The organism is Kitasatospora sp. NBC_00240, assembly GCF_026342405.1.
Taxonomy (GTDB): domain Bacteria; phylum Actinomycetota; class Actinomycetes; order Streptomycetales; family Streptomycetaceae; genus Kitasatospora.
Genome location: NZ_JAPEMU010000001.1, coordinates 1,004,103 through 1,018,319, shown reverse-complemented (window position 1 = coordinate 1,018,319; position 14,217 = coordinate 1,004,103). Strand labels below are relative to the sequence as shown.

Below are 14,217 nucleotides of genomic sequence, written 5' to 3'. Positions count from 1 at the left end.
GCCGGCCCGGGGGGCGCCGCCGCTGATTGGCCGCCGGCGATCCGGAAAGACGCGGGACATGTCCATCCTGAGAGCCTGTGCCCGACCGATGCTCGCCTCGGTGTTCCTCCACAGCGGCGCCGACGCCCTGCTGAACCCCCGCCCCCTGGAGCCCCTGGCCGAGCCGGTCGTCGACACCCTGGCCGACCACGTACCCGCCGCCCCGCAGCAGACCGACACCGCGATCCGGGTCAACGCCGCCGTCCAGGTGGCCGCCGGCGCGCTGCTCGCCACCGGTCGCCTCCCACGCCCGGCCGCCCTCGCCCTGGCCGCCACCCTGGTGCCGGTCACCTGGGCGGGCCACCGCTTCTGGGAGGAGAAGGACGAGGCGCGGCGCGCCGAGCAGCGCATCCACTTCCTGAAGAACCTCTCCCTGTTCGGCGGGCTGCTCATCGCGGCCGCCGACTCCGGGGCGGAGCCGTCGCTGGCCTGGCGCGCCCGGCACCGGCTGCACCGGGGCTGACGAACGCCGGGCGGGCGTGACCGTGCTGCTCCCTGCCCGCCCGCCGGGCCCGGGCGGGCGGGCTGCACCAGGACGGCTTCGTCGTCGCGCAGGAGCTCCTCCCGCCGGGAGCAGGAGCTCCTCCCGCCGGGCGCGGCGGCGGGCGGCACCGGAGCGCCTTCGGGGCCGGCCTGCTCGACGCGACGCAGCGGCGGGGGCCGACGAGCGCCTCGACAGCGCGCGGCGCCGGCGACCGCCTCGACCAGGCGTGGCGCGGTGGTCAGGCCGCCCGCCGGGCCGGGAGTTCCACGCCGGGCGTCCCGGGTTCCTCGACGACCAGCTTCAGCCGGGGCGGCTGCGACGTTCGGGGCCGGGTGAACACCCGCTCCTCGAAGCGGGCCAGCAGGACCACCGCGGCGAGCAGCGCCGGAGGTGTCAGCAGAGCGAACACGATCATGAGAAGACTCCTGGGACGAGAGTTCGTGTCCCGGTCCGCCTGCCCCCACTTCCCGATCGAATGTCCCGACCAGCAGTCCTGAAAGGGATCGATCGGGTACGGGCGCAGCTCCTGACCGCCGCTGCCGGATGCGGGTCGGTCGGGCCGCCGACGGCTGGACGTCACGCCGCGCTGCCGACCGCCCGACGCTCTGCACACCGGACCACGCGTTCGAGCGGATCACCGGCGAGGAGTGGGGGCGGGACACCCGCTGCTCCTTCGAGTCGTACTCCAACACCGAGGGCCGGGCCGGTCGCAAGCTGCCTGATTCCCCCACCCCGTCGTCGGCCGGGCGGATGAAGTGCCCGCGCCCGGGCACACGAGGCGCATGACAACAGGGGTCAACCACCTGCTCCGCCGGATCGCGCCGCCGCTGCTGCTCCAGACGCTCCTCATGGTGCTGGTCGGCCTCACCATCACCCACCCGCCGCTGCACCTCTGGCGTCCGGGGGAGAACGCGGTGACCGACCGGCTGGCCGCGAACCGCGTCCCCGTGCTGGACACCGTCACCTCCTGGCTCTCGGTGCTGGCCGGCACCGGGGCCGTGGTGACCGTCGCGGCGGTCGCGGTGCTCGCGCTGCTGCTGCGGGCAGGGTGGCGGGAAGCGGCCTTCCTCGGTGGCGCGGTGGCCGCCCAGTCCGCGGTGTTCCTGCTGGTCACCATGGGTGTGGACCGGCCCCGGCCGACCGCTCCGCAGCTCGACGCCGCGCCGCCGACCTCCAGCTTCCCGTCCGGCCACGTGGGCGCGGCCGTCGCGCTGTACGGCGCGCTGGCCGTCCTCGCCGCCCTGCGGCTGCGAGGCCCGCTCCGACTGCCGCTGTGCGCCCTGGCGGCGGTGCTGCCCGTGCTGGTCGCGGCCGGCCGGCTGTACCGCGGGATGCACCACCCGTCCGACGTCCTGGCGGGGCTGGTGAACGGCGTCGTCGTGCTCCTGGTGATGTGGCGGGCCTTCCTCGGCGACCGCGGGCGGTCCACGGCCGCCGCCGGCCCCCGCCGACCGCCGGGCGGACGGTCGGTCGTGGTGGTGTTCAACCCCTTGCTGGTCGACGTCGACACCCTCGACCGGATCGGCCGCGTCCTCGCCGAGCACGGCTGCCCGGCGCCGGTCCACGCCGCCACCAGCGCGGAGGACCCCGGCCGGGGCGCCGCCGCGCGCGCCGTCGAGGCCGGGGCGGACCTGGTGGTGGCCTGCGGCGGCGACGGCACCGTGACGGCCTGCGCGCACGCCCTCGCGGGGACGGGCGTCGCGCTCGCGATCGTCCCCTGCGGCACCGGGAACCTGCTGGCCCGCAATCTGGGCCTGCCCTCGGACCCCGCGCGGGCCCTGGCGGAGGCCCTCGGCGGCGAGCCCCGGTGGATCGACCTCGCCCTGGCCGACGGGGACGGCATCAGCCCCACGACGGTCAGCGCGATGGCCGGCATCGGCCTGGACGCCGCCACGATGGCGGACACCCACCGCAGTGCCAAGGACCGCTACGGGTGGCCCGCCTACCTGCCTCCGCTGGTCCGCCACCTGCGAGACCGGCGGATGCGGCTCACCGTCACGCTGGACGAGGCGCCGCCCGTCCACCGGCGGGCCGCGATGGCGGTGGTCGGCAACGTCGGTGCGCTCCAGGGCGGGATCCGGCTGCTGCCCGACGCCCGGCCGGACGACGGCGTGCTCGACCTCGTCCTCGTCCATCCCCGCGGCCTGACCGGCTGGCCGGAAGCGGCGGCGCGGCTGCTCACCGGACGGGTCCGCGGCGGGTCCGCCGACCAGGAGGCGCCGTTCGAGCACTTCCGGGCCCGCCGGATCCTGATCACCGCCGACCGGGACCAACCCCGTGAGCTCGACGGGGAGTCCCTGCCCGCGGGCCGGACGCTGAGGCTGGACGTGCGGCCCGCCGCGCTGCTGGTCCACGTACCGCCGGCCGCCGAGCGGCACCGGGTCGGCAGCGGGACGGTCCGGGCCGAAGGGGGCAACTGATGGGGACGGCCACCCGGGTCGGGCGCAAGGGCGGCCCCCGGGGGGAGCTCTCCGCCGACGAGGCCGTCACGACCCTGCGCGCGTACGGACGGTGGCAGCTGCTCAGGGACGCCTTCCTGCGTTTCCGCTACGCCGACGGCTTCAGCCACGCGCGGGCCCTCGCCTTCCAGACCGTGCTGGCCCTCGTGCCGTTCGCGATCGCCGTGGTCGGCCTGTCCTCGGTGCTGCACACCCAGTGGCTCGGCCGGGTCACCGAGCTGACCATCGCCCGGCTCACCGCGGGCCCCAGCTCCGAACTGGTCGGCGAGGTGCTGCGGCGCAGCCGCGAGCGCGCGGGGGACGGCGGCAGCGTCGCCCTGTGGGGCGGCGCGCTGTTCTCGCTGGTCAACGTGGCCACCGCGATGTGCCAGATCGAGCGCGGCGCCAACCGGATCTACGGCATCGAGCGCGACCGGCCCTTCCACCGCAAGTACGCGCGCGGGCTGCTGATGGCCGTGCTGGCCGGCCTGCCGCTCGGCCTCGGGTTCGTCCTGCTGGTGGCGGGCGGGGAGATCGCCGCCTCGGTCGCCGAGGCGGGCGGCCCGGGCGGTCACCGGGCCGCCCTGGCCTGGGCGGTGCTGCGCTGGCCGGTGGGCATCGTCCTCGCGCTGCTGTCCGCGAGCGTGATCTTCCACCGGGCGCCGCGCCGGGAGCAGCCGGGCCACAGCTGGCTCGCCTTCGGCGCCGCCGTGTACCTGGTGCTGTGGGTCGGACTGACCGGACTGTTCAGCCTGTACCTGCGGGTCAGCAACTCCGTCGACGCGGTGTACGGACCGCTCAGTGTGATCGTCTCCCTGCTGATGTGGGCGTACCTGACCGCGATCGCCCTGCTGCTCGGGATCGCCTTCGCCGCGCAGCTGGAGGCCGACCGGACGGGCGTCCAGGAGCCCGTACGACCCGACCCCGAGGCGTCGGCAGGACCGGACGACCCCGGGGATGACCCGGCAGGTCGCGGGTAGGCGGGGCCGATGACACCCGACCAGGAGCCGCACCAGGGCCTCCACCGCGTCCGCAGTCCGGCGCCGCCCGGCAGTCCGGCGCCGCCCGGCAGTCCGGCGCCGCCCGGAAGTCCCGCGCCGATCCGCGGCCTCCACCGGCGCCGGTTCTCCCCGCGCCGCGCCGACCGGCGCTTCGGCAGCCGCCTCCTCGCCGCCGTCGTCGCCTTCGCGGTGGCGGCCGTGCCGACCGCCGTCCTGCTGGTGCTGATCGAGGCCGGCTGGGAGCCGCTGCGCGAGCTGGACGCCGGCGCAGCTGCGCGCCTGAACGAGAGCGTCCGCCAGCACCCGCTCCTGCTGGAGGCGGCGCGGACCCTGACCGACGGGCCGTGGGACCCGGTCACCATGCGCCTGCTGGTCGCCGCCGCCGTGGGCTGGCTGCTCCTGCGGCGGGCCTGGCGGCTGGCCCTGTGGGCGGCCCTCACCGAGCTGGCCGCCGGCCTGACCGGCCTGCTGGTCAAGGAGGCGGTGGGCCGGGTCCGGCCCCGACTGCCCGACCCGGTCGCCCACGCACCCGGCTTCTCGTTCCCGTCGGGGCACGCCATGACCGCCATGACCTCGTGCGCGATCCTGCTGCTCGTCCTGCTGCCGGTGGTGCCCCGGCGGGCCCGCCCGGCGGCCTGGACGCTGGCAGCGGTGACCGTCCTCGGGACGGGGCTGACCCGGATCGCCCTCGGTGTGCACTGGGTCAGCGACGTCCTCGGCGGCTGGCTGCTCGGGCTCGCCCTGGTCGCCGCCACCGCCTGGGCGTTCGACACCTGGCGCCGGGAGAGCGGGCTGCGGGTGCCGGCGCTCCCGGAGGGTCTGGAACCCGAACTCGCCACGGACCAGGACGAGTCGCCGGCCCGTGCGGCGGGCGGCCACGCCCACCGGTAGCCGTGGACCGCCGCCGCCCGCCCGGGGGAGAGGCTCCCGCCGACTGCGTCGGCCTGGCCGGGGTAGCAGCGAGGACGGGGCCGAGGTGTGGAGGCTACGGTGACTGCGGAGCGCGAGCACGAACCGGACACGGCCGGGCCGGCCGCCGCGCCCGGGCGGCGCAGCGCGACCGCCGTCGTCCGGGAGGTCTGGAAGCAGGGCTGCACGGTGGAGCTGCTGCAGCGTTCGATGGCCTTCGCGGCCCTGTTCTTCGTCACCCTGGTGCCCCTGCTGATCGTCATCGCCGCCGCCTCGCCCACCCATGGCAGCGGCATCAGCCAGTGGATCACCGACGGCCTGGGGCTGACCGGGCGCGGCGCCGAGGCGACCCGCGGCCTGTTCGCCTCCCGGGGCCAGATCCTCAGCACCACCACCGGCTTCGGCATCGCCGCCCTGACGGTCTTCGGCATCTCCCTGATGGCCTCCGTCCAGACCGTCTACGAGCGCATCTGGCAGCTCGACCGCAGCCCCTGGCACTCGGTCTGGCGCCAGGCGCTCGGCCTCGCCGGGCTGACCGCCTACATCCTCGTCGCCGCCTGGAGCGGCAGCCCGTGGCGGCACAGTCCCGCCCAGCCCGCGCTGCGCCTCACCGCCACCCTGCTCGGCGGCCTGCTGCTGTTCTGGTGGCTGCAGCACCTGCTGCTCGGCTCGCGGGTGCCGTGGCTGCGGCTGCTGCCCGGAGCGGTGGCCACCATGGCCGCGCTGGCCGGACTGCGGTACTTCTCACGCCTGGTGCTCGCGCCGCTGCTGGTCTCCAACGCCGTCTCCTACGGCACCGTCGGCGCCGTCCTCGTCGTCCAGTCCTGGCTGATCGGCGTGGGCTACACCATCTACGGCGGGGCGCTCGCCGGACGCGCGGTCATGGGGCGCGGGGCCGGTCCTCCGTCGGACGTGCCGCCGTCGTGAGCCGACGGGGGAGAACGGGCGGACGGGCGCGAGTGGGTCGGGGGAAAGCGGGCAGGCGGCCGGGGAGCCGGTTCGGGAGCCGCCGGGCGGACCCTCCTCGCAGGACGGGCGGCCGACTGCCCCCACCCGCGGGCCCCTTCGGGTGTTCCCCACCGGCCCCGGGCGGCCCCGCCCTCCCGTCTCCGTCCAGCCGAGGTGAGAACCCCATGACCGACCTCAAGCGCCTGCCGGGCGCCTTCGACCACCACTGGAACTGGCAGCTCGCCGCGGCCTGCCGGGCCGTCGACACCAGCCTGTTCTTCCATCCCTTCGGCGAGCGCGGCCAGGCCCACGACGACCGCGAGGAGGAGGCGAAGAAGATCTGCCAGGGCTGCCCCGTCCGTACGCAGTGCCTCCGGCACGCCCTGGCGGTGCGGGAGCCGTACGGGGTGTGGGGCGGACTGTCCGAGGGCGAACGGGCCGCTCTGCTGGGCCGTGCCCGCGCCGCGCGGGCGGCGTGACCGCCGCGCCGTGGTCGCCGGGTCCGTCCGGGGACCGCTCCTGCGAGGCCGGGTGATTGGCCGCACCGAAGCGGGGCAGGCGCGCCCTTGACAGCGAAGTCCGAGCCTGTCGATCCGGAAGGAGACTGTGGTGAGCAGGGTGAAGGAGTCCATCGACGTGGACGTCCCGCTGCACAGCGTCTACAACCAGTGGACGCAGTTCGAGGACTTTCCGAGCTTCATGGAGGGGGTGGAGGCGGTCCACCAGACGGACGACCGGCACGCCCGGTGGACGACCAAGGTCGCCGGCGCGCGCCGCGAGTTCTACACCGAGATCGTCGACCAGCTCCCCGACGAGCGGATCTCCTGGCGCACGGTGGGCGGTGACGTCCGGCAGCTGGGCATCGTGACCTTCCAGCGCCTGGACGACGCCCGGACGAGGGTGAGCCTGGCTATGGACTTCGAGCCGCACAGCCTGGCCGAGAAGGCGGGCGACCTGCTCGGCGTCCTGGACCGGCAGGTCAAGGGCGACCTCAAGCGGTTCAAGGGCTTCATCGAGCAGCGGGGCCATGAGAGCGGCGGCTGGCGCGGACGCCTGGCGCCTGACGGCAGCCCGGCCGCATCGGCCGGCGGCACCGTGGGCGCCGGAGACGCGCCGGTCCGCGAGCGACCCGGGAGCCGGATGACCGGGGAGGGCGCACCGCCGCCCGCGGACCCGGACGACATGCGGCACGGCTGACCCGCCCGGACGCCTCGCCGCCCCTCGGACGAGGCCGGTGACCGGGCCTGCTCCGAGCTCGTGGAGCTGCTGCGAGGTGCAGGAACAGCACCGGTCACCGCGGCCGACGTGTTTGCAGTGGCCCCGTCCGCCCGCCGCCGCAGCCGTCGCCCTCGTGCTGGGCACCGTGTCTGCGCCAGGTGGGCGCGGCCCACCGGCGCGCCGGTCCGGCGAGGTCGAGGATCGTGACATCAGCCACCGCCCGGCCCGTCGCGGGTCGAGCGGCCCGGGGCGGGCAGACGTCCGCCGAACCGACCGACGACCCAGGAGGCCCGCGATGCCACGTGGATCGAGCCCGAAGCGGGAACGACAGTACGAGCACATCAAGGAGAGCGCCGAGGAGCGCGGCGAGAGCCCCGAACGTGCGAAGGAGATCGCCGCCCGGACCGTGAACAAGGAGCGGGCCCGGCACGGCGAGTCCAGGACGGCCAGCCGCTCGTCCGTCGAGGACATCTCCTCCGGTCGCCGTGGCGGGCTGCGCTCCCACTCCGGCTCCCAGGGCCCGACCTTCGACCAGCTCTACAACGAGGCACGGCAGCGCAACGTCAAGGGCCGCTCGAAGATGAACAAGAAGCAGCTCGCCGAGGTCCTCGGGCACTGACACCCGGCGTCACGGGCGCGGCCGTCGCCGCGGACGGGCGGCCGCGGCCGTCCGGCGACGCCGGTCAGTCGCCGAAGGCGAGGCGGATGCCGAAGGCGGCGACGACCGTGCCGGTGACGCGGTCCAGCAGCCGGCGCGCGCTCGGCCTGCTCAGCCGGCCGCGCAGGGCCCGGGCGCAGGCGATGAGCACACTCGACCAGACCAGGCCCAGCGCGATGTGGACCGAGGTGAGCAGCAGGCCCATCGCGACGTGGTTCGTCCCCGGCGGGATGAACTGCGGCAGCAGGGCCACGTAGAACGCGCCCATCTTGGGGTTGAGCAGGTTGGTCAGCGTCCCCTGACGCCAGCCGCCGCGCGCCGTGTCCGGTGCGGGACGGGAGTCGGGCGCGGCCGCCTCGGGCGCGGGCCCGTTCCCGAAGGTGGCGCGCAGCATCCGGACCCCCGTCCACACCAGGTAGGCGGCGCCGGCCCAGCGCAGAGCCGTGTAGGCGACCTGCGAGGCCGTCAGCAGCGCCGTCACGCCCACCGAGGTCAGGGCGCCCCAGAGCAGGGTTCCGGTCTGGATGCCGAGGACGACACCCCAGGCCCGGCGGCGATGGCCGAGGGCCGAGGTGCGCAGGACCAGCGCGGTGTCGAGGCCGGGTGTCAGGGTCAGCAGTCCCACCACCAGGGCGAAGGACCACAGAGCGGTGCTCGGTGCCATGGAACCTCAACCTATGCCCCGGGGGCGGGGCCGCTGCCGCCCCCCCGGATCCCGGGGGCGGCCGTGGCGTCGTCGCCGCGCGGCCCCGGTCACGAGCAGTCGTAGCGGTGGGCGAAGGGACGCCCGGGGCAGTCGTGGCACTCGAAGAGGTACACACCGCCGAGGTCGCCCAGCACCAGGCCCGGACCCTGGTAGGGCGTTCCGGCGTCCTCCTCGACCGGGGTCCAGGCATGCCGGGAGATCGCGTCGGCCTCGGTGCTCCGCACCGTCAGCAGATGCTCCATCCGCTTCCCGCAGCCGGCGCAGTCCGGCCAGTCCGGGTCCTGGCTCCAGCCGGGGTAGCCGACGAGTTTGGTGCCCGGCGCGGTGGAGAGGTGCCGCTGGTAGTCCCAGCCCCTCTCCTCGTCCAGTGCCAGGAACCGGTCCTCCAACGCGTCCCAGATGTCCTCCCGGAGGTCCCAGGAGGGGTACTCCGTCACCCGCTCGGGATGGACCACGCACGGACGCGGGACGTAGTCGGCCTCCTGCTCGGCCGGGCCCGGCGGCGTCCCCAGCCGCGTCCCGACCGCGCCCGCCCGGCGCCAACGGACGTGCGGAACCACCCAGCCGTGGTCGCGGTGGGTCCGTGGGCACCACAGGACCTGGAGGAGGTCGCACCCGACGGGGAACGGCACCAGGTCGGGAACGTCGCCGCGGTGGATCTGCACGACCGGCACCATCGGGGAGCCTTCGTGTTCGGGGCACAGCGGCCACTCCTCGTCGGCCGGCCACAGCAGCGGACCGCCCACCGAGCTGTCCCGGTACGTGGGCTCGCCCGCACAGGGGTGCAGCCGTACGCTCTCCCTGCGGAAGGGCAGCACCTCGGGGAAGAGCTTCTCGACGTCGACAGGGCGCGAGGGCGTGTGGCGGGTCATGCCCACAGGCTAGTGCTGGCGCGGATGCCGCCCGGCGAGACCTCGGCCGGGGGATTCCCCCTCCGACTGCTCCGCCGCGGTCGTCCCGGTGCGCCGTGCGCGTCCGTGGCGGCCGCGTCCCGTGCCTGCGGCGGTCCCGGCGGCTGCTCCGGACCATGGTCGTCCGGACGGCGGCGTGTTCCCGGCCTACCCTGGACCCAGACCCTGGCGGACGAGCGGCCGAAGAGGGGGAGCATGCCGGAGACGGGCCCGGAGAGCGCCTTGCAGGCCACCATCGACCGGCTGCGCGCCGAGGTGGAGGGCCAGCGCCGGGCGATGCGTACCCGCGCGGTGATCGAGCAGGCCAAGGGCATCCTGGTGGAGCGGCTCGGCTGCTCGCCCGACCAGGCGTTCGAGCACCTCACCCGACTGTCCCAGGACGCCAACCGCAAACTGGTCGACCTCGCCGCCGACCTGGTGGGTTCGGTCGCACCGCCGGAGGCGGACGAACGTCCCCCGGCGGCCGACGAACCTCCTGCGGTGGTCGGGCCGCCGACCGCCCCGAGGGCCCGGGTCCGCCGGGTGGAGGACCACGTCCTCGTCCCGGCCCCACCCGGGCGGGGCGACCCCTCGGCAGGTGAGTTCGCCGCCCGCTACCACGTGGCCGCCTCGGCGCTGTCCTCCGCCGAATCCCCCGACGAACTCGCCGCCCTCCTCATGGAGACGGCGCTGGCCCCGCTCGGCGTCGGCGCGCTCGCCGTCACCCGGCTGGAACCCGACGGCGCCCTGCGACTGGTGGCCAGTAACGGGGTGCCCGCCCACCAGCTCAGCCAGTGGCAGCGGATCCCCCCGCAGATGTCCCTGCCGCTGACCGACGCGGCACGCCGCGGCGCCACCGTCTGGGTGCACGGCCGGGGCGAGTTCACCCGGCGGTACCCCGACCTGACCGGCCAGGACCTCGTCCCCGGCGACACCGTCTGCGCGCTGCCGCTGCGCACCGGTGAGCAACTGATCGGCGCGATCAAACTGGGCTGGCCGGGTACCTGCACCCCGACCGCCCACCTCCGACGGCACCTCTCCGCCCTGGCCCGGCTCTGCGCCGGCGAGCTGCTGCGGGTGCTCGCGCTGAGCCCGGAGGGCGGCGGAGCGCCGTTCCCCGCCGGCGAGCCGTGGTTCCAGGCCGTGCTGGACGCGCTGCTCGACCCGGTGCTCATCCTGCACGCCGTCCGGGGGGCCGACGGCACGGCGACCGGCGGGACGGTGACCGACCTGCGGGTGGTGCACGCCAACGCCGCCACCGTCGACCTCGCCGGCCGCACCGGAGCGGCCCTCACCGGCCGGCTGCTCGGCGAGCTGTACCCCGGGATGGTGGCCTCCGGCACCGTCCGGCAGCTGATCGAGGTCGCCGTCACCAGGGAGCCGTACCTCGGCGCGGCCGAACAGTTCGTCGAGGTGGTCGGTGGGGCCGTGCACGGCTCCACCATGACCTTGCGGGCCACACCGTTCCTGGACGGCGTGCTGGTCAGCTGGCGCACCCACGACGAGCAGGAGCGCCGGGAGACCCAGCTCGTGCAGGCCCAGCGGCTGGCCGGCCTCGGCACCTGGCAGTGGCGGGTGGCCGACGACCGGTTCGACTGCTCGCCCGAGGTGTTCCGCCTGCTCGGGCTGCCCCGCCCGGCCCGGCGCGGCTGCCTCACCGCGGCCGAGGCCGAGTCGGCGGTCGCGCCCGGTGACCGGCAGGCGGTGCGCCGGGCGGCGCGGCAGTTGCTGGACGGGGAGCGGGCCGCCGCGCTGGAGTTCCGGATCGTCCGCCCCGACGGCGTCGGCCGCAGGGTCCGGGCGATGGCCGAGGCCGTGCCCGGACCGATTCCCGGGAGCCCGGTGCTGGCGGTGCGCGGCGTGGTCCAGGACGTCACCGCCTGGCGGCGCACCGAGGAGGCGCTGGTCGCCACCCGGTCGCGGCTCGCCGAGCAGGTCCGCCGGACCGCCGACGAGCACCGGGCCGTCCTGGCGCTGCAGCACGCGCTGATGGACGCGGCGGCCGGCCCGCCCACGCCCGGCCTGGAGGTCGCCGCCCGCTACCTGCCGGCCGAGACCGAGGCCAAGATCGGCGGTGACTGGTACGACGCCCTGACGCTGCCCGACGGCACGGTACTGATCGTCGTCGGCGACGTCTCCGGGCACGGCCTGCGGGCGGCCGCCGGCATGGCCCAGGTCCGGGACGCGCTGCGCGGCATGGCCTTCACCGGCGCCGAGCCGGCGCGGCTGCTGGAGCGGCTCAACCAGATGCTCTGCCACCTCGGCGGCGGCTTCATCGCCACCGCCGTCTGCGGCCTGCTCGACCCGGCGGCCCGCACCCTGACCTGGGCCCGGGCCGGGCACCTGCCGCCGCTGCTGGCGCACGAGGGCGCGGCCCGCTACCTGGAGCTGCTGCCGGGCCCGGTGCTCGGCGCCGTCCCGCACGGCGTGTACCGCAGCACGGTCCTGCGGCTGGAACCGCAGGACCTGGTGCTGCTTTTCACCGACGGCCTGATCGAGCGGCGCGGCGAGGATCTGGCGCTCGGTCTCGACCGCCTCGCCCGGGCCGTGGAGGACTACCGGGTGCCGGGCATCGACGGCTGCCTGGACCACGTGCTGCGCAGGCTCAAGGCGCCGAACCCTCGGGACGACACCTGTGTCGTCGGCCTGCGGTTGAACTGACGCCCGCCGAAGGGGCGACGCAGCGACATCGGGCAGCGGCGGACGGGATGCGTCGCCCGCGGGACGCCCTCGTGCCGCGGCCTGATGCTCCGTCGGCCTTTCGCGATGTCGTACCGGCGTTGCAGGATCTACGGCATGACACAGCAGCAGACGAACGGGTCATCGCCGATCGACGCGGCCGGCAGGTATCTGGAGGGGCTCGGCGAGCGGCTGAGGGTCGACGGCTGCCACGTCAGCACGGCCGGCTGGCGTGGCCGTCCCGTGGTGGTCGGCAGCCGATCGGACCGTAAGGCACGCTGGTTCGGCACCAAGACCGAGCTGTTCGTCCTCGCCGCCGCCGTCCCCGAGATCGACGCGGCCTCGCTGAGGGACTTCACGGGGTGGGCGATGGACTTCGCCAAGAGCATCCGCAGTGGTCTGCCCGGCGCCCGCAACGCGGCGACCGTCCTGCCGGCCCTGGTCAGCGGCAGCGTCCAGCCGTCCGCGGCGCAGTGGGCCGCGGCGGACGCCCGGCTCCTGGGGACCACCCTGCTCGGCCGACCGATCACCGTGGAGACGGTGCCGCCCGGGGCCGCCCGGACCATCATGTACCGGGGTGGCGTCGCGTGGGGCGGGATGTTCACGGGGCACGTCCTGGAAAAGGCGTCACTGTACTTCCCGTGAGCACAGCGATGCGGTGAGCACGCGAGCGGTGCGGGTGCGGGTACGGGACGGCTGACAGCGAGGCGATCCCTGCGCGCACCGTCCGGCGCCGGGCCGAGGCCGTGAAGCCCCGAGGCCCTGAAGCCCCGTGGCCCTGAGGCCCCGTGGCCGTGGGCGGACCGCGCGTCGACGCTCCCGTCCCCGGGCCCGACGCCGCCAGGGTCGAACGGTTGATCCGCGAGTGGTGGGCAGCCGAAGGTCCGTCAGCGGGTGCGCCGGGAGGCGAAGAACAGGGTCTTCCTGCTGTCCGTCGGCCGCCAGGGCACCGACGACCGCCAGGGCACCGACGACCCTGCGGCCGGGATGTCAGTCCCTTGTGTGAGCATCGGCGTGACCGAAGTCGTTGTCCTCGTCGTGGAAGGAAGCCCCGCCATGGTTGCGTGGCCCGGAGAGATCCAAGCCGTCACCCTGTTCGTGGAGGATCTGGCGAAGGCCAAGGAGTTCTATCGGGACGTGTTCGAACTCCCCGTCCACTTCGAGGACGAGAACTCGGCCGTCTTCCTGTTCGGCGGGACCATGGTCAACCTGCTGGCGGTCGCCTCGGCCCCCGAGCTCGTGGCTCCCGCCCCCGTCGCCTCCCCGGACCGCGGCGTGCGCGCGCAGTTCACCCTGGGGGTCACGGACGTGGACCAGGTGTGCCGGCGCCTGGTCGAGCGAGGCGTCGGCCTGCTCAACGGACCGGTGGACCGGGCGTGGGGTGTCCGCACGGCGAGCTTCCGCGATCCGGGCGGCCACATCTGGGAGATCGCCGCTCCCGACGCGCCGGGCGCGGCCGACGTGTAGGGCCGCGGGAGTGGGGAGGTGCGGCCGTGCTCGGATGCCGGCCGTTCCCCCCGGCAGGGGCCGGCGGGGCGACGGACCGATCGGCGTGCGCCGCCGAGTTCCGAGGTCACCCCGGACGGGGTGCTCCTGTGCTGGGTGCCGTGCGGGTCAGGGCGCGATGCCGGGGCCGGGCGGCAGGTGGACGGTCATGGTCAGGTGGCAGGTCTCCGTGCCCGAGCCGCGATAGGTGTGGGGGGCGTCGCCGTCGAAGGTGGCGGTCCGCCCGGCTTCGACCGTGTGCTCGGTGCCGTCGACGACCAGGGTCATCCGGCCGGCGGTGACGCTGACGGTTTCCACCACGCCGGCCTGGTGGGGGTGGCTGGAGTACTCGTCGCCGGGCGCCAGTTGCCAGCGCCAGACCTCGACGGGGGCCGGGCCCGAGGTCGTCAGCATGAGCCGCGCCTCGCCGCCGTGCTCCCCGGTCCACAGGGGGGCCACGGAGTCGGCGGCCACGACGCGGACCCGGCCCTCGGGGCGTCCCTGCATCAGCGCCGACACCGAGATCCCGAGGGTGTCGGCGAGGCGGACCAGGGTGGCCAGGTTGGGATTGCCCTGGGCCTTCTCCAGCCCGACCAGGGCGTCCTTGCTGACCTGGGCGCGCCGGCCGAGCTCCTCCAGGGACAGGCCCGCCCGGATGCGGGCCGCCCGGACGTTCTGCGCGACCGTCCGCAGGGTCGCGGCTGTCTCGGTCACCTGATCACCTTCCCTTCCCATGGACCATTTGAATGCACCGTGCGGTCG

General features: G+C 75.3%; 14 protein-coding genes and 1 pseudogene. 11 read left to right on the top strand and 4 right to left on the bottom strand.

Going from position 1 to position 14,217, the window contains the following annotated elements:
• The first annotated feature begins 58 nt into the window (after positions 1–58).
• The gene (locus OG689_RS04290) at positions 59–502 is read left to right on the top strand and encodes a DoxX family protein (protein WP_266317854.1); all 444 of its coding nucleotides are present in this window, start codon (positions 59–61) and stop codon (positions 500–502) included.
• 259 nt (positions 503–761) lie between these two features.
• Here OG689_RS04290 and OG689_RS04285 read toward each other — a convergent pair whose 3' ends face one another.
• Positions 762–938 carry a hypothetical protein gene (locus tag OG689_RS04285; RefSeq protein WP_266317853.1) on the bottom strand — a complete coding sequence of 59 codons (177 nt, stop codon included), beginning with the start codon at positions 936–938 and terminating at the stop codon, positions 762–764.
• Between the two features lie 367 nt (positions 939–1,305).
• Here OG689_RS04285 and OG689_RS04280 point away from each other — a divergent pair, with 367 nt between their 5' ends.
• The 7 genes and pseudogenes from OG689_RS04280 (at position 1,306) to OG689_RS04250 (ending at position 7,656) form a co-directional block, all read left to right on the top strand.
• Entirely contained in the window at positions 1,306–2,943 is a 1,638-nt protein-coding gene (locus OG689_RS04280) for a diacylglycerol kinase family protein (protein ID WP_266317852.1), read from the top strand.
• Positions 2,943–3,941, top strand: a complete 999-nt coding sequence (locus OG689_RS04275; RefSeq protein ID WP_266317851.1) for a YihY/virulence factor BrkB family protein — start codon at positions 2,943–2,945, stop codon at positions 3,939–3,941. Before OG689_RS04280 ends, OG689_RS04275 begins: the two co-directional genes overlap by 1 nt.
• Before the next feature lie 9 nt (positions 3,942–3,950).
• Positions 3,951–4,853, top strand: coding sequence for a phosphatase PAP2 family protein (locus tag OG689_RS04270; protein ID WP_266317850.1), 903 nt, complete (start codon positions 3,951–3,953; stop codon positions 4,851–4,853).
• 99 nt (positions 4,854–4,952) lie between these two features.
• Positions 4,953–5,798: a YhjD/YihY/BrkB family envelope integrity protein gene (locus tag OG689_RS04265; protein ID WP_266317849.1), complete on the top strand. Its 846-nt coding sequence runs from the start codon at positions 4,953–4,955 to the stop codon at positions 5,796–5,798.
• A 206-nt stretch (positions 5,799–6,004) separates the two neighbouring features.
• A complete protein-coding gene (locus tag OG689_RS04260; protein WP_266317848.1) occupies positions 6,005–6,298 on the top strand; it encodes a WhiB family transcriptional regulator in 294 nt (97 codons plus the stop codon).
• 130 nt (positions 6,299–6,428) lie between these two features.
• Positions 6,429–6,881, top strand: a pseudogene (locus OG689_RS04255) (SRPBCC family protein); the annotation flags it as partial.
• Between the two features lie 451 nt (positions 6,882–7,332).
• Positions 7,333–7,656, top strand: coding sequence for a plasmid stabilization protein (locus OG689_RS04250; RefSeq protein WP_266317847.1), 324 nt, complete (start codon positions 7,333–7,335; stop codon positions 7,654–7,656).
• A gap of 64 nt (positions 7,657–7,720) precedes the next feature.
• On the opposite strand, the gene OG689_RS04245 is transcribed toward OG689_RS04250, so the two are convergent.
• Together OG689_RS04245 and OG689_RS04240 are read right to left on the bottom strand one after the other, a co-directional pair.
• The gene (locus OG689_RS04245) at positions 7,721–8,359 is read right to left on the bottom strand and encodes a LysE family translocator (RefSeq protein WP_266317845.1); all 639 of its coding nucleotides are present in this window, start codon (positions 8,357–8,359) and stop codon (positions 7,721–7,723) included.
• An 89-nt stretch (positions 8,360–8,448) separates the two neighbouring features.
• Positions 8,449–9,273, bottom strand: coding sequence for a DUF1963 domain-containing protein (locus tag OG689_RS04240; protein ID WP_266317844.1), 825 nt, complete (start codon positions 9,271–9,273; stop codon positions 8,449–8,451).
• A 234-nt stretch (positions 9,274–9,507) separates the two neighbouring features.
• On the opposite strand from OG689_RS04240, the gene OG689_RS04235 reads away from it, so the two are divergent.
• The 3 genes from OG689_RS04235 to OG689_RS04225 all read left to right on the top strand — a co-directional run bounded on the left by OG689_RS04235 (position 9,508) and on the right by OG689_RS04225 (position 13,437).
• Positions 9,508–11,952: a SpoIIE family protein phosphatase gene (locus OG689_RS04235; RefSeq protein ID WP_266317843.1), complete on the top strand. Its 2,445-nt coding sequence runs from the start codon at positions 9,508–9,510 to the stop codon at positions 11,950–11,952.
• 135 nt (positions 11,953–12,087) lie between these two features.
• Positions 12,088–12,615: a hypothetical protein gene (locus OG689_RS04230; protein ID WP_266317841.1), complete on the top strand. Its 528-nt coding sequence runs from the start codon at positions 12,088–12,090 to the stop codon at positions 12,613–12,615.
• Between the two features lie 411 nt (positions 12,616–13,026).
• Entirely contained in the window at positions 13,027–13,437 is a 411-nt protein-coding gene (locus OG689_RS04225; protein WP_266317840.1) for a VOC family protein, read from the top strand.
• Positions 13,438–13,584: 147 nt separating this feature from the next.
• On the opposite strand, the gene OG689_RS04220 is transcribed toward OG689_RS04225, so the two are convergent.
• Positions 13,585–14,169, bottom strand: a complete 585-nt coding sequence (locus OG689_RS04220; protein ID WP_266317839.1) for an XRE family transcriptional regulator — start codon at positions 14,167–14,169, stop codon at positions 13,585–13,587.
• Between the last annotated feature and the right edge of the window lie 48 nt (positions 14,170–14,217).

Excerpts from the sequence above, each read along its gene's own strand:
- OG689_RS04290 (WP_266317854.1), top strand. The coding sequence starts at position 59 with ATGTCCATCCTGAGAGCCTGTGCCCGACCGATGCTCGCCTCGGTGTTC.
- OG689_RS04285 (WP_266317853.1), bottom strand. The coding sequence starts at position 938 with ATGATCGTGTTCGCTCTGCTGACACCTCCGGCGCTGCTCGCCGCGGTG.
- OG689_RS04280 (WP_266317852.1), top strand. The coding sequence starts at position 1,306 with ATGACAACAGGGGTCAACCACCTGCTCCGCCGGATCGCGCCGCCGCTG.
- OG689_RS04275 (WP_266317851.1), top strand. The coding sequence starts at position 2,943 with ATGGGGACGGCCACCCGGGTCGGGCGCAAGGGCGGCCCCCGGGGGGAG.
- OG689_RS04270 (WP_266317850.1), top strand. The coding sequence starts at position 3,951 with ATGACACCCGACCAGGAGCCGCACCAGGGCCTCCACCGCGTCCGCAGT.
- OG689_RS04260 (WP_266317848.1), top strand. The coding sequence starts at position 6,005 with ATGACCGACCTCAAGCGCCTGCCGGGCGCCTTCGACCACCACTGGAAC.
- OG689_RS04250 (WP_266317847.1), top strand. The coding sequence starts at position 7,333 with ATGCCACGTGGATCGAGCCCGAAGCGGGAACGACAGTACGAGCACATC.
- OG689_RS04245 (WP_266317845.1), bottom strand. The coding sequence starts at position 8,359 with ATGGCACCGAGCACCGCTCTGTGGTCCTTCGCCCTGGTGGTGGGACTG.
- OG689_RS04240 (WP_266317844.1), bottom strand. The coding sequence starts at position 9,273 with ATGACCCGCCACACGCCCTCGCGCCCTGTCGACGTCGAGAAGCTCTTC.
- OG689_RS04235 (WP_266317843.1), top strand. The coding sequence starts at position 9,508 with ATGCCGGAGACGGGCCCGGAGAGCGCCTTGCAGGCCACCATCGACCGG.
- OG689_RS04230 (WP_266317841.1), top strand. The coding sequence starts at position 12,088 with ATGACACAGCAGCAGACGAACGGGTCATCGCCGATCGACGCGGCCGGC.
- OG689_RS04225 (WP_266317840.1), top strand. The coding sequence starts at position 13,027 with ATGGTTGCGTGGCCCGGAGAGATCCAAGCCGTCACCCTGTTCGTGGAG.